The following is a 21,358-nucleotide window of genomic DNA, read 5'->3' on the forward strand; positions in this document are numbered from 1 at the left end:
CACCGGAGTTCTTCTTGATGCGCACCACCACCATCGACGTTTCCGGATTCCGCACCCCGCTGGATCCGCTCGTGATCGAGAAACACCTGCGGGGTCTGAAGGGCGTGCTGGACGCCGCCGCCAACTTCGGCTCGGCCACCGCCACGGTGCGCTACGACGAGGCCCGTCTCAGCCAGGCCGAACTGGAACAGGCCGTGCGGGACTGCGGCTTCCATTGCCGGGGCGAGGTCGTGCCCCGACACGTCTGCGTCCCGCATGAGGCCGCCGTGGACGCCCGCGCCGCGCACCCCCGCCATCCGGCGGCCCCTGCCGCTCCCGACGATCATGCGGCTCGCCCCGGGCACGGCGCCGCAGCCGGTCCCGACGACATGGCCGAGATGGGGCACGGCCCCGGCATGGACATGCAGGCCATGGCCCGGGACATGCGCAACCGCTTCCTGATCGCGCTCGGCTTCACCGTTCCGATCTTCTTCCTCGCCCCGATGGGCATGGACTTCATGCGCGTGGCGCCGCCGTTCGGCCTGCCGCTGAAGCCCCTGCTGTTCGTTCTGGCCAGCGCCGCCATCCTCTACCCCGGCTGGCCCTTCTACATCGCCGCCGTCCGGGCGCTGCGTCGCGGCGTGCTCAATATGGCGGTGCTGGTCCTGCTCAGCGTCGGCACCGGCTATCTGTTCAGCGTCGGAGCGACCTTCCTCTACGACGCGCCGGACTTCTACGAGGCTTCGGCCCTGCTGCTGGTCTTCATTCTCATGGGGCACTGGCTCGAGATGCGGGCGCGGGCCGGCGCCTCGGACGCCATTCGCAGGCTGATGGACCTGGCGCCGCCCACCGCCCGGGTGCTGCGCGACGGCGTCGAGGTCGAGGTCCCGACCTCCGCCGTTCTGGTCGGCGACCGGGTGGTGGTGCGGCCGGGCGGCCGCATCCCCGTGGACGGCGTCATCGAGGACGGCGGATCGGAGGTCGACGAATCCATGCTCACCGGCGAATCCCTGCCGGTGATGAAGGGGGTCGGCGATGCCGTGACCGGCGGCGCCATCAACAAGACGGGGGCTTTCCGCTACCGCGCCACCCGGGTGGGCGCCGACACCGCCCTGGCCCAGATCGTCAAGCTGGTGCAGGAGGCGCAGAACTCCAAGGCCCCCGCCCAGCTGCTCGCCGACCGCGCCTCCCAGTGGCTGGTGCTGGCGGCCATCGTCATCGGCCTGCTCACCTTCGGAATCTGGTTCTGGGTCCTGGGCCAGACCCTGCTGTTCGCCCTGACCCTGACCATCACCGTCTTCGTCATCGCCTGCCCCGATGCGCTGGGCCTGGCCACGCCCATGGCCATCATGGTGGGCACCGGGCTGGGAGCCCGGCACGGCGTGCTGATCAAAAACGCCGCCGCCCTCGAGGATGCGGTCAAGCTGGATGTGATCGTGTTCGACAAGACCGGCACCCTGACCCTCGGCGCGCCGAAGGTCGTCCAGGTCACCCCGGCCGCCGGGGTGGACGAGACCGACCTGCTGATCACGGCCGCGGCCCTCGAGCGAGGGTCGGAACACCATATCGCCAAGGCCGTGCTGGAACGGGCGAAGGAGCTCCCCGAAGTGGCGGCGACCGGCTTCGAATCCTTCGGCGGCAAGGGGCTGCGGGCGACCGTGGACAGGCGCACCGTGCTGTCCGGCAACCGCATGCTGATGGCCGACAACGGCGTCGAGCTCGGCGAGCTGGCCGCGGAATCCGAACGGCTGCAGGGCGCCGGCCGCACCGTCGTCCACATCGCCCGCGACGGCCGCGTCATCGGCCTGATCGCGGTGGCCGACGCCGTGCGGCCGACCGCCGGGGCCACCATCCGCCGGCTGCAGGGCCTGGGCGTCAAGGTGGCCATGATCACCGGCGACAACCTCGGCACGGCGCGGCGCATCGCGGACGAACTGGGCATCGACATCGTGCTGGCCGAGGTCCTGCCCGGGGACAAGGCGCTCAAGATCAAGGAGCTCCAGGGCGAAGGCCACAGGGTCGGCATGGTCGGCGACGGCGTCAACGACGCCCCGGCCCTGACCCAGGCCGACGTCGGTTTCGCTATCGGGGCCGGGACCGACGTGGCCATCGAGAGCGCCGACGTGGTGCTGATGCGCAGCGATCCCGCCGACGTGGTCAAGGCCATCGAACTGTCACGCGCCACCCTGCGCAAGATGCATCAGAACCTGTGGTGGGCCGTCGGCTACAACGTCATCGCCTTCCCCCTGGCCGCGGGCGTGCTCTATCCCTTCACCCTCAGCCCCGAGATCGCCGCCCTGTCGATGTCCGGCAGTTCGGTGCTGGTGGCCGTCAACGCGCTGATGCTCAAACGGCTGCGGCTCGGCGCCGGCATGGGCGCCCGGCAGCCCGCTACGTCAGGGGCGGCGCCGATCTAGCTTCGCCAGTACCGCGTTGTCCCTGGTGACCGAGGCCCGCTGAGCGCCGCAGCGGACAGGGCGGCTCCTCCAGCCGGAGATGCTCCAGCGGTTCGGCGGACGGTGAGGTCGTCCGGGCGGAGCTGATCCGCCACACCGCCCGGCGCCGGTTTGGCTTGACGGGGAACCTCCTGCGGAAAGAGCAGGCGGGGCATCCGACGACATCGGCTGGTGGAAACCGGGTGAAGCGGATGTCTATACGCATCGCCGCTCCGTATCCCTCAACAAAACAGGAGCCGAAGGGAATCTTTTTAAGCACTTGATTCAGCACAAATCTAGACGTTGCTTACTCAGGAATCTTCCCTGACTTCATGCAAGGGACCAACCATGAGTTTACAGAGCCTCGTCACCGCTTCCAGCCGGGGAACACCGTCCACATACCCCCGGCTTGCCGCCTCCGCGACGCCGGCGGCTGAAATTCGCCGCCTCGTCGAGCGCCGTCTGCGCGAGGATCGTCCGACGCATTTGCGCTACCTCGTCAAACGGCTGCGCTCGCCCGAAGACGCCGAGGACGTCCTGCAGGAATTCGCTCTCAAGGTGACCCTGGCGGCGGGCCGGCTGACCGACTCTGGCAAGGTGGACGCCTGGCTCGGCATCGCGTTGCGCAACGCCCTGTTCGATCGTTACCGCCGAAACGCGGCTCGAGCCCGGTTGGCGAACGCCCTGGACGCCGAGCCCCGATATGACGAGGGGAACGGAACTGACGACGACGTCCACCGCGCGCTGCACTGTCTCGCGCAGGCCCTCGCCGAGCTTCCGCCGGAAACCGCTCGCCTGCTGCGCAAGGCGGAAATGGAAGATGTCCCTTTGGCGGCGATCGCCGGCGAGATGCGACTGACCGCCAACAACGTCGGCGTGCGGGTGCACCGGGGCCGCGCCGCGCTGCGGCGGCAGATGCTGGCGCACTGCCAGGCCTGCCCGGAGCCCTGCGCCCTGGCGGCCGCGGCCACCGCCCGCGCGACGCGGGCCGGGACTTTGGAGCATCAGACATCGACTTCGATCCGGTCGCCATGCGACGCCGCATAGTCCAGGGCGTAATCCCGTTCGCCCGGGGTTTGCGAATGAACCGTGGCCAGGGCGTCGCCGGCCGTCCCTTTCATGCCAAGGCGGACGCGCATCGGCCCGTGCTGGCGGGCAAGCTGTTCATCTTCGCGCGCATGCTGGTCCTGGCGGCCGCAAATCGCGTCCACCTGGCCCCGGATCTCGCCAGCGCCCGTCACATTACCAAGGACTTCCGGCGCGGTCGGACGTCTGAAGCGCGACCTGGTGATGGAAACCCTGCTCGCTCTGGCGCTCCTCGTCGTGGTCGTGGTCGCGGTGGCGCCCTGGCTCCGGTCACGCCCATCACCATGGCGAAGTCGGCATGGCGGCTGGCGCGCGACTCCCTTGCCAGACGACCCCCGCCGGGCCCCGGCGCCCAGCCGCCGCCCGCCTGGCGCCGGTGGCGCTCACGCACCAATCTGACTAGGCTGGGACGGAGATGGAATCCTGAGGGGGCGGCGTGCCGGATCGACTTCAAGAGCTTATCGAGCAGTGGCGCGACGACCCTTCGGCGACTTATCAGACGTGGTTCCTGTGGGATGAACGGCTGAAGAATTTCCGGTCCATCCGCCGGGGCATCGGTCAGGTCGTCGAGGAGATCGAGGCGGGCCGGTTCGGCGTCGCCTATCGTGGCTCGTCGCTGGAGACCATCGTCCATTCGGTCGCCGAACAACGCCAGATATTCAGGGGCGCCGACCACGCGTTCCTGTGGAAGCCCAAGCTCCGGATTCCCGACATCTACGAGAACCCGCCCAACCAGCGCGCCTTTGGCCGTCTGCTGCATCACTGCAGCTGCTGTTCAACCGGCACCGAGATCCTGTCCGGCATCCGCACGATCGATCAGCTCAAGATCAAGGGCCTCGGGCCGGCCGTGGCCAACCTGATCTACTTCCTGCATCCCACGCACGCCCCGCCGTTCAACACCGCCATCGTCAATGGCTACAACGCAATCACCGGGTCGAAAGTGAAGCTGGGCAGTTGGGAGCACTATCTGGCCATGCGTGAGGGAATTCTGGAACTCAACGCCCGCTATCGCGACCTGCTGTCAAACGACCTGGGCGCCATCGCGGGCTTCCTGTTCGATGTCGGGTCAGGACGATACCCCGCTCCGCCCCTGGAAAGCGAAGATCTCTCTGACCGTGACTGGGATCGGCGGCTGGCTGAAGCCCGGGCTGAAGCGGTGAAGTTCGAGAAGACCGCGCTGCAGCAACGCGACACTGATCGCACCCACACCGAAGTTCAGGCATGGATCCGGGATCTGGGGCGAGCGCTCGGCTATCGCGTGTGGATCGCCGCCAATGACCGCAGCCGGCCTTATGACGGCGCGCGTCTCGGTGAGGGTTGTCTGGACCAGCTGCCCGCGGCGCTGGCGAACGGCGCGGGTGCAGAGTCGATCCGCCTCATCGACGTCCTCTGGCTGGAGGCCGGCGCGGATCGCGTGACAGCCGCCTTTGAGGTCGAACACTCCACCACGATTTATTCCGGCGTCGTGCGCATGCTGGACCTCGCCCTGTCTGGCGAGCTCCATACGTCCGCAGGCCTGTTCCTGGTGGCGCCAGAGAGCCGCGAGGGCGATGTCCGCGCCCAGTTGCGGCGGCCCGCCTTCAGCCGGATCGCGGACCTTGACGTGCGCTACCTTCCCTATGGCGAACTGGAACGGCACCGGGCTTCAATCGCCCGCTTCGGGACCGACCTCCGGGCGCTGACCGAAATTTCGCACCGTCTGATCTAGATCGGCATAGGACCGACAAGGAGACCGCCGCGAAAAACGCCGACCTGGCCGAAGGCGAGCGGCAGGATGGCGATCTCAGGCGACGCCAACCAATGGTTGGGATGCCGAACCTGGCGTCGCTCACAATCGCGGGCCAGTAATCGCGCACGACACGAATGGGTCGGAACACATAGCGATGCGGTCGCCGTCACCCCCCGTCCTTCAACCGAGCTCGGCCTGTGTTTCCAGTGGCGCGCGAAGTCGCTTCGGCGACTACCTTCTCATGCTGAGCACATATGCGCGGCCAGAGAGCCGCGGCTTCGGGGCAGACGATGCCGAACACCCGCCGAAGACTGGCGACGTAAGCCTCTGCACCGTCGAGCAGGCGCACGGTTGTTCGCTGGCCTTGCAGCCGGCATAGGCCGCGCCCCAGAAGCAGCACTATGCCGCCGTCGAGGTGCCGCTGGCAAACAGCGTTGCGAAGGTGGGGCGAAGCGGAGGACGTCCGCATCCATTCCGACGCAGCGATCAGACGCGCGCGATCTACGGGCTCCAGGGTAAAGTCGTAGTAGGGGATGCTGGCATTCGCGTGATTGTGAAGCCGCCACCATTCTGAATCGAGAGGTTCGAGCCAGAAGTTCAGTTTTCCTTGTCGATGCAACCCAGAACGAAGTGGAATGGGCTCGCGCAGGCCATCGCCAAAGCCGACATCGGCCAAGTAGGGTTGGTCGAGATCAATACGAAGGAGCGGATGTACTCCCTCTTCGGAACGGTTCCATCGATCACGCTTGATGACGGCCGCCAAGGTTCTCACACGATATCCCGCCGCCTCGAGCGCACCCGCGAACAATGCGTTCATCTCGAAACACCAACCGCCTCGATTGCCCCTTACAAGCTTGTCAAAAGCTCTGTCACCATCAACGCTTAGCTCGCGACCGAGCAGCACATCGAGGTTTTCATAGGGGATAGTCCGCAGATGGGCGCGATGCATGCGCCGCAGGAATGCCAGGTCCGGCGCACAGCGTCGTGGAATGCCGATACGTTGCAAGTAGGCGTCGAGGTCCACGGGGCTGAAATCCTTTTATGTTTCGATCCGGAGGACCCAGACCAGCATCGGGAGAATGGTTAATGGGATCGCTGGGCCGGGCCCGCATCGACGCCGGGTCCGCCAGCGCCAGGGCAGGCGCGCTGCGGCCAGGCCAGAGTCAGGGTCCATGCTTCTCGACAATGGACAGCAGCTTTCAAGCGCTGCGCCGCTCTACCCCCCGATCGGTCAAGACGCGCTCCTCGATCCGCACCCGCCAGGCGATCAGCAGCGCGTTGAGCAGGCTGAACCCCACGACGACGCCGACCTGGCCGAAGGCGAGCGGCAGGACTGCGATCTCAAGCGACGCCACCCAATAGTTGGGGTGACGCACGAACCGGTAGGGTCCCGTCCTGACCAGAGGCGCGCCCGGCAGGCTGACGATGCGGGTGGTCCAGAACCGGCCCAGGGTGGCGATGACCCAGACGCGGGCGAGTTGCAGCAGCAGATACAGACCCAGCAGCCAGAGGTTCGGCGTAGTGTTCCAGGGCGTGAAGATAGCGATGGCCGCCAGCCAGCCGCCGTGCAGCAGGATGAACAACGGATAGTGGCCCGCGCCGATCTCCACGGCCCCGGCGGCTTTCAGGCGGCGGGTGTTGCGGGCCGCCAGCCACAGCTCGGCGAGCCGCTGGGCGACCACCAGGGCGAGGACGGCCGGCAGCCAGATCATGGATGGATCAGCATCACGGCGGTGGTGAACCCGGGCCCCAGGGTGGTCAGCAGCAGTGGGCCGGGCTCGTCGGCGTCCAGCGCCGCCTTCAGCACGAACAACACCGTGGCCGAGCTCATGTTGCCGTGGGCGCGCAGGGTCTCGCGAGTGTGGACCATCGCGCCGGCGGTCAGGGCGAAACAGTCCTCAAGCGCGTCGATGACCTTGGCCCCGCCGGGATGGCAGACGAAGCCGCCGACGTCGGCTGTGGTCAGTCCGTTCCGGGCCAGGAACGTCTCGGCGATGGGCTTGAAGTCGTCCTGAACCAGGCTGGGAATGTCGCGGCTGAACACGACCTTCAGCCCGTCGTCGGCCACGTCCCATCCCATGACGTCCAGGCTGTCGGGCCAGGTGTGCTCGTGCGACGCGCCGACGACCGGCCCGATCGCGTCTTCGCGACACGAAACGACGGCCGCCGCCGCCCCGTCCCCGAACAGGGCGGTGGCGACCAGATTGGATTTGGAACGGTCCTGAAAGCGGAACGTCAGGGCGCACAACTCGACCACCAGCAACAGCACCCGGCTGTCCGGCGCGGCGCGGGCCATGCCGGCGGCGCGGGCCAAGCCGATGACGCCGCCGGCGCACCCCAGGCCGAAGATCGGCAAGCGGCGCACATCGGGGCGGAACGGCATGACTTGCATCAGCCGCGCCTCCAGCGACGGCGTGGCGATGCCGGTGGAACAGACGGTGATGATGGTGTCGATCTGACCGGCCGTCAGACCGGCCTCGTCCAGGGCCTTCTGAGCCGACTCGGCCATCAGCGCCACCGCATGCTTCAGGAACAGGTCGTTGCGTTCGGAGAAGCTGTGCGGCTTCAGATACCAGTCGATCGGGACGCAGGAGTGCCGCGTCTCGATCAGGGCGTTGCGATAGATCGGCGCCAGGCGCTCAAAGCCGCCATGCGTGGTGGCGAACATCTCCGCGCCGTTGGCCGCCACCTCCTCCTGACGCAGGAGGTGCGCCGGCCAGGCGGTGGCGAGACTCGCCAGATGCGCTTCAGGCGACCGTCCGGCGTCGCCGCTCCCACGAGAGCAGTTCCCCGTCGGGGTTGGAGCCGAGGTCAAGGCGCCCGTTTTCGAGCCGCGCGCGCCGTCTTCACGTCCCTCGAAATCCGGATCCACAACAGGATGAACCCCGACACGACGATGCTCAGCGTCAAGGCCGTGGTGATGATGATCAGAGGGTGATTGAAATCCTCGCCGTCGTTCCAGTCCATGACGTGGAGACGCCAGAAGAAGTCGAAAATCCGCCAGACGCCCGAGCGGCGCGTCACCACCTCGCCGGTGGCGGGCGACAGGTAGAAGGAGGTCTTTTCGCGGTCTGCGAAGTCCACCCGCCAAAGCGGCCCGGTCCGTCCCGTCTCCTCTGGCGCCGTTGTCAGGAGAACGGCGCCCGAAACCCCCGCCTCACCCTTGTAGGCGCGCTTGGCGAAGGCCGAGACCTCGGCGGCGGACATCGGTCCGAACGGCCGACCTGTCGCGGCGGACACGATGACCGGCTCGCCCGCCGCCGGCTTCAGGGTCCAGGCCGGCCCCCTCGGCGTGGAATGAAGCTCCGCCTGGACGGGCGCGACGCCGGCCCGACGGGCGATCTCGCCGAGGGCCGGAAGCGCGCCGAGCTCCAGCGGACCCGGCTTGAGTTCGACCGCGCGATGTTCGCCGCGCACCGTCTCGATCGGGATGGCCGTCATCACCAGACCGCCGCCGACCCAGAACAGCACCTGAAGACCGACGACCAGCGCGATCCATTTGTGAAGCTGGGTGGAGAGCTTGAGAATCTTCATGCCCTAGCCGTGACGCGCGAACACACGCGTGCCGCCGCTCTTGAGGATCAACAAGGTCTCGTAAGGCTCCCGCCGGCCGTCGGGCGTCTCCATCCCGGGCGATCCCAGCGGCATCGCCGGCACCGCGAGACCCACGGCCTCCGGACGTTCAGCCAGGAGTCTGCGCACATCCTCCGCCGGCACATGACCTTCCAGCACATATCCGCCAATCAAGGCCGTATGGCAGGACGCCAAGGACTCGGGAACGCCTTGGGCGCGGCGGACCGAGCCGGGGTCGGTCACCTCGGTTATCCGCGCCTGAAACCCCGCCGCTGTCATGTGTTCGACCCATGCGCCGCAGCAGCCGCAGGTGGGCGATTTGTAGACGGCGAGGTCGGACGAAGGACGAGGGGTTTGAGCGCAGGCCGCTGCTGCCGAGGCGCTGACGCCGAGGATCAGAAGGGAGCGGCGCGAAAGCGACTTTATCATTGGCTCATTACTCTGGTGATCGGGAGGCCGGGCAACCCGTTTCCGCGTCTTCAGGTCGCCCGGCGCAAGGGCCGAGCCGAAGAGTGATAGATGGCGAACCTCCACTCGTCGCCCCGCTTGCGCAGGACGCTTGTGGCGACGCCGCGGCGCTCGATCGGTTCGCGCGCCGTGTCCTTGAAGGTGATGTGATAGGTATAGGTCTCGCTCACGAATGCGGTATCGCCGTCGATCTCCACTGTCATCTCGTGGTTGCGAAACTCGAAACCCGCCAGATCGGTAAACTCGGGTCCGAGATGGTGCTCGAGGTAATAGGCGAAAGTCCCCTCTACGCCGCCGTTCTCGAAAATCGCCGAGTCCTCCCAGAACAGAGCCGGGGTCTGTGACACGTCCATCCGGGTAATGGCGTCCTTGTAGGCGGCGACGACGGTTCGGACCTGCGCCTCGTCAGCGGCTTGCGCATGGCCGGGAGCGTGTGCCGAGCCTGGGGTGTGGGCCGAGCCGGGGGCGTGAGAGTGGGGCGCCTGGGTCTGGGCCTGGGCGGAGGTAGCGAGGACGGCGGCGAGCGCCGATCCGGCGAGTGCTGAACGAAACGACATGGATCAAAGCTCCTGGTTAGCCGCGGCCGCGAAAGCGTCCTGGTCCGGCGAAAGTGGATGGAAAACTATGGGGCGGGCGACGCGTGTCCTTGAGGCCGTCAGAACATAAGATGTCTCACGCCGTGGGTCAGCATCCCGCCCAGCAGGCCGTTGACCATCACGGCGGCGGCGGTGAGCGTCAACAGGCCGACGTAGATCAGCTCACGCCGGCGTCCCGGTCGGCGGACCCAATGCTCCTTCGCCCACCAGCTCAACAGGCCCAGAACGGCGATCGAGGTGCCGAGCCACCGGTGATAAGCGTGGGTCGCGTCGTCCTTGCCGGGGAGGCCCATGGCGAACCACCCCAGCGCCACCGCGGCGAGCGCAGAGATCGCGGCCAGGGCGATAATGACGCGGGTGCCCTGGGTCAGGACAGGCCGGCGGAGCGTCAGCGCGGCGATCTCGAGAAGGGCGGCGACGAGGAACAGCGCGATGGGGAAATGCACCGCGGCCGGATGCATGGCCCCGAGCCAGCGATACAGGCGCTCGGGCATGGGCTTGGGAGCCTCGTCCGCCATCATGGCTCCGTGGTCCATGTCCTGGGCCATGCCCGGCATGGCCATCACGCCGCCGTCCGGAACGGCGGCCGTCGGCGTGGCGACCTGGGCCCGAGCTGCTGCGGCCTTCTCGTGGGCCTCATGCGCGTACGCCGGCGCGCTGACTGAAAGCGCCAGCGCCAGGGCGAGCCCCGGCAGAAATTTGCGTATCGCCATTGTTCTCTCACATCCTGTGCCTTCTGCTAACTACGCATCCGGGAAGCCGTCCCCTCGATTGAGGGATTCCGCCCGTTTCGGCGTAGTAGGGATTAGGGGCGCTAGGAGAGTGTTCGATGACGCGTAATCTGGATGATCTTCTGAATCGATCGGCGGCCATGTCCGCCGGTCGGTCGCTCGACGGGCTCGAGCCGCTCGTCTGGCGCCGGGTCGACGCGCTTCGCGGCGAAAGGCTGACCGGGCAACTGCGCCTTGGCGCCGTCGCCATGGCCCTGGTCACCGGCCTGACCGTGGGCGGCGTCGGCGCGGTCGCCGCTCCCCGACCGCGTGGGGATATGGCCATCTTCACGGTCGATGCGGGTCTGTCGCCCCTGGTGCGTCTGGAAGCCGGCCGGTGATGCGCGGCTGGCGGGCGATCGCACTGACCGCCGTGCTGGCGGCTGTCGCCAGCGGCGCGGGCACCTGGATCAGCGCCAGTTGGGTGCTCAGCCGGCGCGAACCGCCGTCCCTGCACGACATCGTCCACCATGACTTGAAGCTCTCGCCTGATCAGCTGACCCGTATCGAGGCCGTCGAAGCCCGGTTCGCCGCCCGCCGGCCCGCGCTCGAAGCCGACATCCGCGCGGCGAATCTGGAACTGGCGCGCGCCATCCAACAGAGTGATGGCGACGGACCCCAGGTCCAGGCCGCGGTGGACCACTTTCACGTCGCGATGGGCGCCCTGCAGAAGGAGACCATCACCCACGTCTTCGAGATGCGGTCCGTGCTGACGCCGGCCCAGGCGGAGGTCTTCGACGACCGCATCGTCGCGGCTCTTACGCCCAACGAAGACTAGCGGTCCGGGTGGAGAGTTCAGCGGACCTGTCAGCCCGCGCCGCCGGGGGCGACCGGGCGGCCTTCAGCGAATTGATGCGGCAGACCAAGACGGCTCTGTTCCGCTTCATCCGGCGCTATGTCGGCGACGAGCAGGAGGCATGGGATCTGTTGCAGGAGACCTATGCGGCGGCCTGGATCAACATTCGCCGTTACGATCCGACGCGCCCCTTCGAGGCCTGGATCCGGACCATCGCGCTCAACAAATGCCGGGACTGGAGCCGCCGCGGTCTTGTCCGACGGCTCATCCGGGGCGGCGTCGATCTCTCGTCGCCGGAAGCCATGTCCGTGCCGGACGGGGCCGAGTCGGCGGATGAACGGATGGAGGCCCGCGACCGGCTCGCCCGGCTGAACGAGGCGATGAGCCGTTTGCCCCCTCACCTCAAGGCGCCGCTCCTGCTCACCACGATCGAGGGACGCAGTCAGGCGGAAACGGCCGGACTGCTTGGCGTCTCTACAAAGACGGTAGAGACCCGCGTGGCGCGCGCCCGTCGCAAATTGTCTGAGGCCCTGGACGGCACGGCCGCCTTTCGGGCCGTTCCGGACTGAAGGCTTCCGGCCGTTCGTCTATGCTCGCTGATCGCTGCATTCCTACGGGAGCCAGGGCCGGTCGATCCATATCGGGCGAGGGCTGCGGCTCGCGCCCGCGTACTCCATTATGAAGGCGTCGCTCACTCTCGCTCGACGGCCGCCCATTTCTTCAGGAGCTTGCCACATGAGACTCTCGATCCTCGCCGCCGCTGCGGCGTTCACCCTGGGCGCCTGTCAGCCGGCCGCCGAACCTCAGCCAGTCGAGGCCCAGCCGGCGCCGGACGCCTCGGCAGCGACGCCGATGGACGCCGCGCCGGTGGTTGCGCCCGAGCCGACACCGCAGCCGCAGGCCGCCGCGCCAGCGCCCGCCACGGCCCCGCGGGCCTCGACACCGCAAGCCCCGGCGGCCCGGCCCGCGCCGGCTCCCGCTCCGACGCCGCCGCCCGCCGATCCGATGGCCGGCCATGACATGTCGAAGATGGACGGCATGACCATGCCGCCCAAACAATAGTTCGCGTAAGCATCAGGAACTTTCTCATGAACCGTTCAATCTTCGCCAGCCTCGCCGCCGTGGCGGCGCTGGCTCCCGTCTCACTCGCCCACGCCCAGAGTCATTCGCACGCCGGCGTGTCAGCCCAGGAACACGCCGCCGTGCAGGCGCCTGCCAACGGCGTCGTCACCGCGCCGGCGGACAACGCCATGCTGGCCGCCGCCCCGACGGCGTTTTCGGCGACATTTCCGCACGCCATGACCCTGACGTCGCTCAGGCTGACGGGCGCCGCGGGCCAGCCGGTCGATGTGGTGGTGTCATCCGAGGCGCCGCCGGCCACAACCGTCACCGCGCCTCTGCCCACGCTTGCGCCGGGATCCTATTCCGCCGCCTGGGCCGCGAAGGGCGCCGACGGCCATCAGATGAACGGCGTCGTCCGTTTCATGGTTCACTGAGGAGTCGGCCTCCCGCCCCCTTGGGGGGCCGACGCCTGATGTGGAGGAACGCCGCGCAACCTGCTGCGCGGCGTTTTTCGTCGTGGATGGGCTTCCGTCGCCTCCCGGTCCGGGCGCCGGAGGTCACCCTCCGCCGTGAGCATTGTCGGCTCCGGGCGGTCGCAACCCGGCGCGATCACTCGCTCCAAGGCGGCCTCGCCGCTCCGGGGAGATGGGTCGCCAGGCTCGCCAGGGTCCGGACCACGACGTGGGCGTCCCCTGAACCGCGTCCAACAGCTTCGCCAGCCTCCGGATCGTACAGAATTGTGAAACAGCCCAGCGCCATGGCCGGGCGAATGTCCCATACCAGACTGTCGCCGACGACGCAGACCTCTGCCGGTTCGACGGCCAGGGCGGCGAACATTCGCCTGAACGCTGCGGGATCGGGCTTCCCCACGCCGACCTCGCCTTCAATCTGGATGTGGTGGAAATGCGAAGCCAGGCCGAAACGCTCGATCTTGGCGCGCTGCAGGGGACCGGCGCCGTTGGTGAGAAGCGCCAGCCGGTATCCGGCATCCCGCAGATGGACCAACACGGCGTCCGCCCCGGGTTCGAGCCGCATCTGCCGGTCGCGATGAAGGCTGAAGGCGTCGGCGAGGCGTTCGGCGATTTCCGGAGAGGGCGTCGCACATCCGTCGCGCCGCAGGGCCTCAAAGGCCTTGGCCGCGATGATGCGCCTGGCCTGCCTCGGGGCTCCGCGGCCGATGGCGTGGCTTTCCGGATCGCTCCAGAAAGCCCGCCCCGCCTCCGTCAGGGCCCGCGCCGCATGGTCCGGAGCCAGGTCGCCAAGCTCGGTCTGGTACAACTGACAGACCCTACGCCACGCCAGGTCCGGGCGGCGATAGGCTGAGATCAAGGTGTCATCCAGATCGATAGCGACGGCCCGGGTTCGCCGAGTCGCTGTCATTGGACCCCACCCGGCCGGACACCAGCGTGCGCAAGACACTGGCTATAGTGGCGCACTGACCCACGCGAGGGCATCCTCATGCCCCCCCGCTGGTTGACTGCGCGGGCCCGGCGCCAAGATGAACCCGCCAGCCTTCGCTAGAACCAGGCCCGAATGCCGACGACCAGTCGGGTGTCTTCCGCGCTTCGCCCGTCAGCTTCCAGAAAGTCCGCCGTATTGCCGAAGCTCCTGGTCCATTCCACGCCGACGTAGGGCGCGAACTCCTTGCGGAATTCGTACCGCAGCCGGGCCCCAACCTGGAGCGAGGACAGGCCAGATCCGATACGGAGCTCGGGGATGTCCTCCGCCGACAGCACCACCTCGGCCCGGGGCTGGACGATCCAGCGATTGGTGATGCGCTGATCGTATTCGGCCTCTCCCCGCGCTGTCAGTTCGCCCTTGTTGGACAGGAAGACAGCTCCATCGACCTCGAACCAGTAGGGCGCCAGCCCCTGAATGCCGACGACGAGATCTGTCCGGTCGCCTTCGGGCCGGTAGGTCTGCCGCAGGCCGGTCTGGAAGTCGAAGAAGGGTCGGAACGCCCGGCTGTAGAGGGCTTGGATCTCGGCCTCCTCGACCTCGCCGCCAAAAGCGCCCTCCCCTTCCGACTTCCACCAGAAGCGATTGATGTCGCCGCCGCTCCAGCCCTGGGCATTCCAGGCGTAGCCTTCCTCGTCGTCCCCGAAGGTCGCTTCCAGCTGGTCGAGGATGACCGCCGTCGTGCGGACGTTTCCATGCTCGACTCGGAGCTGGGCGCGGGCCGCCGCCATTTCGGCGGGGTCGAACAGCAGGTCGGCGGCGTTGGTCGGCCCACTTGTCGCGCCCGCCGGAGCCGGGGTTTCCGGCGGACGTCCCGGATTGTCCGCGCTGGTCGGGACGTCAGGCGGCATGGCCATTGCGGACATGTCGTAGCCCGCCGGCGTCTGGCCCATGGTCGACATGTCATGACCCGCCGGCATTGCTGGAGCGGGAGTCTGGCCCATCGTCGACATATCGTGACCTGCGGGCATCGCCAGCGCGGGCTGGGTTTGACCCATCGTTGACATGTCGTGCCCCGCCGGCATCGCCGGAGCGGGCGGGGTCTGGCCCATGGTCGACATGTCATGGCCAACATGCGGGGACGCGGCGGCCGGAGCCGGCTGCGTCTGGCCCATCGTCGACATGTCATGGCCGGTGTGAGGGGACGCAGCGGCCGGAGCCGGTTGGGTCTGGCCCATAGCGGACATGTCGTGCCCGGCACGAGCGGACGCCGCGGCCGGAGCAGGCGTCTGGCCCATGGTCGACATGTCGTGTCCCGCCGGCATCGCCGGAGCCTGCAGACGGACCGGCACCGCGCCCGTCGGGCACGTCGGCGCTCCGGGCATGCCTGTCCGGGATGCGTCGGCGGTGGGGGAGCCGCGCGCGACGCAACCCTCCGGAAGCGCCTGGCGAACCGGCGCGGGCATGGCATGTCCAGCGTGGCTCTGCGCCAGCGCCGGTGTCCCCGCCGCCGCGGAAGCCGCCGCGAGGATCAGGGGAAGGATGGCGACCGACGTCTTCACGATGCGGCTCCTTCCATCGGACGGACCGTGACGACGTTGAACATCCCGGCATGCATGTGCAGCAACAGGTGACAGTGGAAGGCCCAGTCGCCCGGATTGTCCGCGGTCAGGTCGAAGCTGACCTTGCCGCCCGGCGGAACGTTGACGGTGTGCTTGAGCGGCTGGTGACCGTCCGGGCCGCCGGTGACCAGCTCGAAGAAATGGCCGTGCAGGTGGATCGGGTGCGCCATCATGGAATCGTTCACCAGGGTCACGCGCACCCGCTCGTCCCGCTCGAACCGGATCGGTTCGACCAGTTCGCTGAATTTGCGCCCGTCGAAGCCCCACATGAACCGCTCCATGTTGCCGGTCAGGTGAATCTCCATCGTCCGGGACGGGGGACGCTGATCCTTGTTGGGCGCGAGCGACACCAGGTCCGTGTAGACGAGGACGCGATGCGGCACGTCCTGAAGCCCGATCGGCCGCTCGCCCATGCGATTGGCCGGCGCCATGGCGATGGCGTCGACGCCCACCCCCACCGCCATGTCGGGCGGGGCGTTCTCCGGATCGCGCATGTTCATGCCGGACATGGAGCCGTGGTCCATACCGGACATCGTCCCGGCGGGGGCCTGGGGGGCCATGGCGCCGTGATCCATGCCCGCCATGGCCGCGCCGGGCGCGCCCGTCATAGCCCCGTGGTCCATTCCGGCCATCGCTCCGCCCGACTGGGCTCCCATGGCCCCGTGATCCATTCCGCTCATGCCCCCCATGTCTCCCATGCCCATGTCCTTCATGGTCAGGTTGGGAACCTCGCGAAGCGGCGGAACCTCGGCCGTCATGCCGAGGCGGGGCGCCAGGGTGGCGCGGCCCATGCCCGAGCGGTCGATGGCTTCCGACACGATGGTGTAGGCGCGGTCCTCGGTCGGCCGAACGATGACGTCATAGGTTTCGGCGGCGGCGATCTGGAACTCGTCGATCTCGATCGGGCGCACGTTCTCGCCGTCGGCCTGGACCACCGTCATGGGGAGGCCGGGGATGCGGACGTTGAAGATCGACATGGCCGAGGCGTTGATTATGCGCAGCCGCACCCGCTCCCCGGGCCGGAACAGGCCGGTCCAGTTCTCCTGGGGCCCATGGCCGTTGATCAGATAGGTGTACGTCGAGCCGTTGACGTCGAGGATGTCGCGCGGATCCATCCGCATCTCGCCCCACATCCGGCGCTCCTCCAGGCTCATCCGGTCGCTGCCGTCCAGCAGGCCGGCCAGGGTGGTGCGCTGCCGGTTGAAGTAGCCGGGACTCTTCTTGAGCTTCTCGAAGATTTCGTGCGGATGCATGAAGCTCCAGTCCGACAGCACCAGCACGTGCTCGCGGTCGTAGCCGACCGGATCCGCCCCGGCCGGATCGATGACCAGGGGTCCGTAGTGGCCGAGCGCCTCCTGCAAACCCGAGTGGCTGTGGTACCAGAAGGTGCCCGACTGCCGGACCGGGAACTCGTAGACGAAGGTTTCGCGCGAGCGGATGCCCGGGAAGCTGACGCCGGGGACGCCGTCCATCTGGAACGGCAGCAGAATGCCGTGCCAGTGGATCGAGGTGTCCTCGTCGAGCTGGTTCGTCACGGCCAGTCGGACGTTCTGCCCCTCGCGAAGGCGAAGCACAGGAGCCGGGAGCACGCCGTTGATCGTCGTCGCCATGGCGGTGCGCCCGTTCACGGTGAACGGCGTCTGGCCGACCGTCAGATCGATGTTCGGGCCGGTGAGGGTCGGCAGGTCCGCCCGCAGCCCCGGAGACCCCGTCTGGGCCCAGGCGGGCATCAAGCCCTGCAAGGCCGCAAGACCGCCTCCGGCGACGGCGCCGCGCAGCAGCGCTCGACGATCCAGCTTCATGGGATACTCCTGAAAGTCATGGTCGCGCCTCCTGAGGCGCGATCTAAAAGGTTTTACGCAAGCGGCGCGGCCCGCCCTCGCGACACGCTGCCGCAGAGCCGACCGCGCCGGCGGCCCTCGCGGCCGCCCGCCGGATTACCGCCGCGCCAGAAGGGCCTTCATCTGGGCGATTTCCCGCGCCTGGGAGCTGACGATCTCCTCGCACAGACCGAGCACCTCGGGATCTTTCAACTCCGCTTCGTTGCACATCAGGATGGCGCCGGAGTGGTGGGGTATCATCGAACGCAGGAATTCCGCATCCCCGACCGCCGCCTGGGTCCGCATGCCCCAGAAGCTGACCGCGAACACCAGGGCGGCCGCCCCGCCGATCAGTAGATTGGTCCGCTTCGACGGATACATCGATCGCATGAACACCAGCATGAGGATGGCCATGGGAGAGACCATCATCAGGGTCATGTAGACGTTGTTGAGATTGAAGTAGAAGTGATCGAGGGATGCGATCATCGTGTACATCACCAGGTACATGATGATGAAATCAAGGACGAGCTCGATCGCGAATGATCGATAGCTGCCCTTCATGGCCTGCGTGTGATTCATGCCCGTCATCTTTTCCATGTCCCTGCCCCTCTTTCAGTCAAACACGCTCCGCCCGTGAGAGCCGCGTCAGGACCCGCCGACCGGGTGGGCCGCGAGCCAGGCGCGCATCTCGGCGATGTCGGCGGTCTGCATCTCGATCGTCTTCTGCGCCATGCGCCGGATGCCGGCGTCCTGGCTTTCGCGGAGCGCCACCTGGGACATCTCGAGCGCGCCCTGGTGGTGAGCGATCATCTTGCTGGCCCACATCCGGTCCGTGTTGGCCCCGGTCGCCGACATCATGGCGTCCTTCATCTTCGTTTCGGCCGGCGCGAAGGGAGGTTCCCCGCCCCCGCCCGGCGCGGCCGCGCCGGCGGCGGCCCCGACCCGCGTCTCGAGCCAGCGCCGCAGCTCGGCGATGTCCGTGGTCTGCATTTCGACGGTTTTCTGGGCCATCCGGCGAATGTCGGCGTCCTGGGTGTCCCGCAGCACGATCTGGGACATGTCGAGCGCGCCCTGGTGATGCGGGATCATCTTGCGCGCCCAGGTTTCGCCCGCATCGGCTCCCGTCGCCGCCATCATGGCCTCGTGCATCCTGGTTTCGGCGGCGGAGAACGGCGTCTGCGCCATCGCCATGGGCTCCGAAGCGTGCGCGGACTCTTCGGCCTTGGACGTTGCGGGCGGCTCCGCCGCGGGGCTGCACGCCGTCAGGACGAGCGCGGAACAGCCGGCGAGCAGGAGGGACGGGCGGGTGACGATCGGGTTGAACATCGGGGATCTCCGCTTGGGACGGTCGCCAGCCGGATCGCCAGGCGGCCAGACAATGAGGTGCGCCCGGCGACGCTGCATCCGGGCGGGCGTTGCGCTCGCCCGGACGACTGTCCCCACCGGACATCGAAGCCAGCGTAATCCGGACCCGCCGCCACGGTTCCACCACGATTAAATATGCCCGAACACCGTCGGATCATGCGAGGGATCAACCGCCGGGATGCGTAATGGGCTGACGGCTGTCATGGTTTTCCCCGGCGGTCTCGAGCGCGCCAGTCGATGGTCAAAGCCTGACCGCCCGAAGCCGCAGCGCATTGCCGATGACGCTGACGGATGACAGGGCCATGGCCAAGGCCGCCAGGGCCGGCGACAACAGCAGGCCGAAGACCGGATAGAGCAGGCCCGCCGCGATCGGGATGCCGAGCGTATTGTAGCCGAACGCGAACACGAGGTTCTGACGGATATTGCCCATCACCGCCTTAGACAGTTTGCGCGCCCGGACGATGCCCTGCAGGTCGCCCCCCAGCAGGGTGACGCCGGCGCTCTCGATCGCCACATCCGACCCCGCGCCCATGGCCACGCCGACGTCGGCGGCGGCCAGGGCCGGGGCGTCGTTGACCCCGTCGCCGGCCATGGCCACGACCCGGCCCTCGGCGCGCAGACGCTCGACGACGGCGGCCTTGTCCTGGGGCAGGACCTCGGCCTGGACGTCGTCGATGCCGAGCCGGCGCGCCACGGCCTCGGCCGTGGTGCGGTTGTCACCCGTCATCATCACAAGGCGCAGCCCCGCCGCCTTCAGATCGCGGATGGCCTGGGCGGTCGTCGCCTTGACCGGATCGGCGATGCCGAGGACGCCGGCCGCGGCCCCGTCCACGGCCACAAAGATGGCGGTGGCGCCGTCCCGGCGAAGCGCCTCGGCCTCGGCCTCGAGCGGCGCGACGTCGACCCCGATTTCCCTGAGGTAGCGGCCGTTGCCGAGGGCCACGCGGCGGCCATCGACCATCCCGGTGACGCCCCGTCCGACCGGACTGTCGAACTCCGACGCCTCCGAGAGGACGAGGTTCCTGTCGCTGGCAGCGCGGACGACGGCGTCGGCCAGGGGGTGCTCGCTGCCCCGCTCAAGGCTGGCGGACAACCTCAGAAGCTCGACCTCGTCGAAACCGGCCGCGGGCCGGATCGCCGTGACCGATGGCCGTCCCTCGGTCAGGGTGCCGGTCTTGTCGAGCACCAGGGTGTCGACCTTCTCGAAGCGCTCCAGCGCCTCGGCGTTCTTGATCAGCACCCCGGCCTGGGCCCCGCGTCCCACCCCGACCATGATGGAGATGGGCGTGGCCAGGCCCAGGGCGCAGGGACAGGCGATGATCAGCACCGACACCGCGGCCACGAGGGCGTACGACAGGCGCGGCTCGGGTCCGGCCAGGCCCCAGACGACGGCCGCGAGAACCGCGATCGCGATCACCGCCGGGACAAACCAGCCCGACACCTGGTCGGCCAGCCGCTGGATGGGCGCGCGGCTGCGCTGGGCCTGGGCGACCATCTGGACGATCCGGGCCAGCAGGGTGTCGGCGCCCACCTTGTCGGCCCGCATCACGAACGAGCCGGTCTTGTTGAGCGAACCGGCGACGACCTTGTCGCCGACCTCCTTGGTCACCGGCATGGATTCTCCCGTGACCAGAGATTCGTCGATGGTCACCCGGCCGTCCAGGATTTCGCCGTCGACCGCCACCTTTTCGCCGGGCCGGACGCGCAACCGGTCTCCGACGGCGACCAGGTCGAGCGTCACATCCTCGTCGCCGCCGTCGTCACGCACGCGGCGCGCGGTCTTCGGCGTCAGATCCAGCAGCGCCCGGATAGCGCCGGACGTCTGTTCCCGCGCGCGCAACTCCAGGATCTGGCCCACCAGAACGAGGACGGTGATCACCGCCGCCGCCTCGAAATAGACCGGCGCGCTGCCGTCCATTCGCCGGACTGCCGCCGGGAACAGGCCCGGAGCCAGAACCGCGACCACGCTGTAGACCCACGCCGCGCCAACGCCGATAGCGATCAGCGTGAACATGTTGAGGCTGCGGTTGCGGATCGAGGCCCAGCCCCGCTGGAAGAAGGGCCATCCGGCCCACAGCACCACCGGCGTCGCCAAGGCGAACTGGATCCAGTTCGAGGTCTGTCCCGGTATCCGCATCATCAGGCCGGTCAGATGCCCGCCCATCTCCAGAGCGAAGACCGGCAGGGTCAGCACCAGGCTGACCCAGAAGCGGCGGGTGAAGTCGATCAGTTCGTGATTGACCGGCGCCTCGGCGGTCACCGTCTCCGGTTCCAGCGCCATACCGCAGATCGGGCAGGAGCCGGGGCCTTCCTGGCGCACCTCCGGATGCATCGGGCAGGTGTAGATCGCGCCCGGGACGACGGGCGCAGGCTGCGGCTTCTCGCCCAGGTATCGGTCCGGCTCGGCGACGAATTTGGTCCGGCAGCCCGCCGAGCAGAAGAAATAGTCCCGGCCTTCGTGAGCGGCGCGATGCGCCGCGGTCGCCGGATCGACGGTCATGCCGCAGACCGGGTCGACGGCCTTCGCGCCGCTGTCGGCCGTGTGGGTCGAACAACCGGCGTGACCGTCCGGATGGGAATGCGAGGACGTGGACATGGCGGGCTCCTGAATCGGCTGGACGCCAAATATACCCCATTGGGGTATCGCGCAAGATACCAT

Annotated in this window: 22 protein-coding genes; 8 read left to right on the forward strand and 14 right to left on the reverse strand. The window is 68.1% G+C overall.

The genetic code is table 11. The features are described from left to right. The first annotated feature begins 17 nt into the window (after window positions 1-17). Both VN378_RS02820 and VN378_RS02825 read left to right on the forward strand, forming a co-directional pair. Window positions 18-2,396 carry a heavy metal translocating P-type ATPase gene (locus VN378_RS02820; RefSeq protein WP_325740778.1) on the forward strand — a complete coding sequence of 793 codons (2,379 nt, stop codon included), beginning with the start codon at window positions 18-20 and terminating at the stop codon, window positions 2,394-2,396. Window positions 2,397-2,762: 366 nt separating this feature from the next. Continuing rightward, on the forward strand, window positions 2,763-3,461 hold the full coding sequence (locus VN378_RS02825) for a sigma-70 family RNA polymerase sigma factor (RefSeq protein ID WP_325740780.1): 699 nt from the start codon (window positions 2,763-2,765) through the stop codon (window positions 3,459-3,461). Here the strand turns inward: VN378_RS02825 and VN378_RS02830 are convergent. Continuing rightward, window positions 3,419-3,655, reverse strand: a complete 237-nt coding sequence (locus VN378_RS02830) for a hypothetical protein (protein WP_154725696.1) — start codon at window positions 3,653-3,655, stop codon at window positions 3,419-3,421. The genes VN378_RS02825 and VN378_RS02830 overlap by 43 nt on opposite strands. Window positions 3,656-3,936: 281 nt before the next feature. On the opposite strand from VN378_RS02830, the gene VN378_RS02835 reads away from it, so the two are divergent. Then, window positions 3,937-5,208: a type II restriction endonuclease gene (locus tag VN378_RS02835; protein WP_305758986.1), complete on the forward strand. Its 1,272-nt coding sequence runs from the start codon at window positions 3,937-3,939 to the stop codon at window positions 5,206-5,208. A 187-nt stretch (window positions 5,209-5,395) separates the two neighbouring features. Here VN378_RS02835 and VN378_RS02840 read toward each other — a convergent pair whose 3' ends face one another. The 7 genes from VN378_RS02840 to VN378_RS02870 all read right to left on the reverse strand — a co-directional run bounded on the left by VN378_RS02840 (window position 5,396) and on the right by VN378_RS02870 (window position 10,579). Beyond that, entirely contained in the window at window positions 5,396-6,253 is an 858-nt protein-coding gene (locus tag VN378_RS02840) for an arylamine N-acetyltransferase family protein (RefSeq protein WP_154725694.1), read from the reverse strand. Between the two features lie 175 nt (window positions 6,254-6,428). Further along, window positions 6,429-6,941, reverse strand: a complete 513-nt coding sequence (locus tag VN378_RS02845; protein WP_154725693.1) for an isoprenylcysteine carboxyl methyltransferase family protein — start codon at window positions 6,939-6,941, stop codon at window positions 6,429-6,431. Beyond that, window positions 6,938-8,044 (reverse strand): type III polyketide synthase, encoded by a 1,107-nt coding sequence (locus VN378_RS02850; protein ID WP_305758985.1) that lies wholly within the window; start codon window positions 8,042-8,044, stop codon window positions 6,938-6,940. The genes VN378_RS02845 and VN378_RS02850 overlap by 4 nt, the downstream gene beginning before the upstream one ends. Further along, window positions 8,041-8,763: a PepSY domain-containing protein gene (locus VN378_RS02855; RefSeq protein ID WP_154725691.1), complete on the reverse strand. Its 723-nt coding sequence runs from the start codon at window positions 8,761-8,763 to the stop codon at window positions 8,041-8,043. Before VN378_RS02855 ends, VN378_RS02850 begins: the two co-directional genes overlap by 4 nt. Window positions 8,764-8,766: 3 nt before the next feature. Next, the gene (locus tag VN378_RS02860; protein WP_325740787.1) at window positions 8,767-9,045 is read right to left on the reverse strand and encodes a DUF411 domain-containing protein; all 279 of its coding nucleotides are present in this window, start codon (window positions 9,043-9,045) and stop codon (window positions 8,767-8,769) included. Between the two features lie 236 nt (window positions 9,046-9,281). Further along, a complete protein-coding gene (locus VN378_RS02865; RefSeq protein ID WP_154725689.1) occupies window positions 9,282-9,827 on the reverse strand; it encodes a YybH family protein in 546 nt (181 codons plus the stop codon). Window positions 9,828-9,925: 98 nt separating this feature from the next. Continuing rightward, window positions 9,926-10,579, reverse strand: coding sequence for a DUF2231 domain-containing protein (locus tag VN378_RS02870; RefSeq protein WP_154725688.1), 654 nt, complete (start codon window positions 10,577-10,579; stop codon window positions 9,926-9,928). Between the two features lie 116 nt (window positions 10,580-10,695). Here VN378_RS02870 and VN378_RS02875 point away from each other — a divergent pair, with 116 nt between their 5' ends. From VN378_RS02875 to VN378_RS02895, 5 genes are all read left to right on the forward strand, one after another. After that, complete coding sequence (locus VN378_RS02875; protein WP_230307559.1) at window positions 10,696-10,977, forward strand: hypothetical protein; 282 nt, start codon at window positions 10,696-10,698, stop codon at window positions 10,975-10,977. Continuing rightward, window positions 10,977-11,414, forward strand: a complete 438-nt coding sequence (locus VN378_RS02880) for a Spy/CpxP family protein refolding chaperone (RefSeq protein WP_371315940.1) — start codon at window positions 10,977-10,979, stop codon at window positions 11,412-11,414. The genes VN378_RS02875 and VN378_RS02880 overlap by 1 nt, the downstream gene beginning before the upstream one ends. An 8-nt stretch (window positions 11,415-11,422) precedes the next feature. Then, a complete protein-coding gene (locus tag VN378_RS02885) occupies window positions 11,423-12,001 on the forward strand; it encodes an RNA polymerase sigma factor (RefSeq protein ID WP_230307558.1) in 579 nt (192 codons plus the stop codon). A gap of 166 nt (window positions 12,002-12,167) precedes the next feature. After that, a complete protein-coding gene (locus VN378_RS02890; RefSeq protein ID WP_154725686.1) occupies window positions 12,168-12,494 on the forward strand; it encodes a hypothetical protein in 327 nt (108 codons plus the stop codon). A gap of 26 nt (window positions 12,495-12,520) precedes the next feature. Beyond that, window positions 12,521-12,928 carry a copper resistance CopC family protein gene (locus VN378_RS02895; protein WP_303694479.1) on the forward strand — a complete coding sequence of 136 codons (408 nt, stop codon included), beginning with the start codon at window positions 12,521-12,523 and terminating at the stop codon, window positions 12,926-12,928. Between the two features lie 175 nt (window positions 12,929-13,103). Here the strand turns inward: VN378_RS02895 and VN378_RS02900 are convergent, their stop codons facing one another. The 6 genes from VN378_RS02900 to VN378_RS02925 form a co-directional block, all read right to left on the reverse strand. Further along, window positions 13,104-13,874, reverse strand: a complete 771-nt coding sequence (locus VN378_RS02900; RefSeq protein ID WP_303694478.1) for an HAD family hydrolase — start codon at window positions 13,872-13,874, stop codon at window positions 13,104-13,106. A gap of 137 nt (window positions 13,875-14,011) precedes the next feature. Next, window positions 14,012-14,854, reverse strand: coding sequence for a copper resistance protein B (locus tag VN378_RS02905; RefSeq protein WP_325740798.1), 843 nt, complete (start codon window positions 14,852-14,854; stop codon window positions 14,012-14,014). A gap of 596 nt (window positions 14,855-15,450) precedes the next feature. Continuing rightward, window positions 15,451-17,316, reverse strand: a complete 1,866-nt coding sequence (locus VN378_RS02910; protein ID WP_304879158.1) for a copper resistance system multicopper oxidase — start codon at window positions 17,314-17,316, stop codon at window positions 15,451-15,453. A 135-nt stretch (window positions 17,317-17,451) separates the two neighbouring features. Continuing rightward, complete coding sequence (locus VN378_RS02915) at window positions 17,452-17,931, reverse strand: DUF305 domain-containing protein (RefSeq protein WP_305758981.1); 480 nt, start codon at window positions 17,929-17,931, stop codon at window positions 17,452-17,454. Between the two features lie 48 nt (window positions 17,932-17,979). Beyond that, window positions 17,980-18,660, reverse strand: coding sequence for a DUF305 domain-containing protein (locus tag VN378_RS02920; protein ID WP_303694475.1), 681 nt, complete (start codon window positions 18,658-18,660; stop codon window positions 17,980-17,982). 280 nt (window positions 18,661-18,940) lie between these two features. After that, on the reverse strand, window positions 18,941-21,295 hold the full coding sequence (locus VN378_RS02925; RefSeq protein WP_305758980.1) for a heavy metal translocating P-type ATPase: 2,355 nt from the start codon (window positions 21,293-21,295) through the stop codon (window positions 18,941-18,943). Between the last annotated feature and the right edge of the window lie 63 nt (window positions 21,296-21,358).

This window comes from Brevundimonas sp., from assembly GCF_035561115.1.
Lineage (GTDB): Bacteria > Pseudomonadota > Alphaproteobacteria > Caulobacterales > Caulobacteraceae > Brevundimonas.

Bases quoted from the DNA above. Each gene is read 5' to 3' on its own strand.
- VN378_RS02880 (WP_371315940.1), top strand. From the start codon at position 10,977: ATGCGCGGCTGGCGGGCGATCGCACTGACCGCCGTGCTGGCGGCTGTC.
- VN378_RS02870 (WP_154725688.1), bottom strand. From the start codon at position 10,579: ATGGCGATACGCAAATTTCTGCCGGGGCTCGCCCTGGCGCTGGCGCTT.
- VN378_RS02820 (WP_325740778.1), top strand. From the start codon at position 18: ATGCGCACCACCACCATCGACGTTTCCGGATTCCGCACCCCGCTGGAT.
- VN378_RS02905 (WP_325740798.1), bottom strand. From the start codon at position 14,854: ATGTCGACCATGGGCCAGACGCCGGCGGGCTACGACATGTCCGCAATG.
- VN378_RS02895 (WP_303694479.1), top strand. From the start codon at position 12,521: ATGAACCGTTCAATCTTCGCCAGCCTCGCCGCCGTGGCGGCGCTGGCT.
- VN378_RS02890 (WP_154725686.1), top strand. From the start codon at position 12,168: ATGAGACTCTCGATCCTCGCCGCCGCTGCGGCGTTCACCCTGGGCGCC.
- VN378_RS02915 (WP_305758981.1), bottom strand. From the start codon at position 17,931: ATGGAAAAGATGACGGGCATGAATCACACGCAGGCCATGAAGGGCAGC.
- VN378_RS02920 (WP_303694475.1), bottom strand. From the start codon at position 18,660: ATGTTCAACCCGATCGTCACCCGCCCGTCCCTCCTGCTCGCCGGCTGT.
- VN378_RS02910 (WP_304879158.1), bottom strand. From the start codon at position 17,316: ATGAAGCTGGATCGTCGAGCGCTGCTGCGCGGCGCCGTCGCCGGAGGC.
- VN378_RS02900 (WP_303694478.1), bottom strand. From the start codon at position 13,874: ATGACAGCGACTCGGCGAACCCGGGCCGTCGCTATCGATCTGGATGAC.
- VN378_RS02855 (WP_154725691.1), bottom strand. From the start codon at position 8,763: ATGAAGATTCTCAAGCTCTCCACCCAGCTTCACAAATGGATCGCGCTG.
- VN378_RS02925 (WP_305758980.1), bottom strand. From the start codon at position 21,295: ATGTCCACGTCCTCGCATTCCCATCCGGACGGTCACGCCGGTTGTTCG.
- VN378_RS02865 (WP_154725689.1), bottom strand. From the start codon at position 9,827: ATGTCGTTTCGTTCAGCACTCGCCGGATCGGCGCTCGCCGCCGTCCTC.
- VN378_RS02825 (WP_325740780.1), top strand. From the start codon at position 2,763: ATGAGTTTACAGAGCCTCGTCACCGCTTCCAGCCGGGGAACACCGTCC.
- VN378_RS02845 (WP_154725693.1), bottom strand. From the start codon at position 6,941: ATGATCTGGCTGCCGGCCGTCCTCGCCCTGGTGGTCGCCCAGCGGCTC.
- VN378_RS02875 (WP_230307559.1), top strand. From the start codon at position 10,696: ATGACGCGTAATCTGGATGATCTTCTGAATCGATCGGCGGCCATGTCC.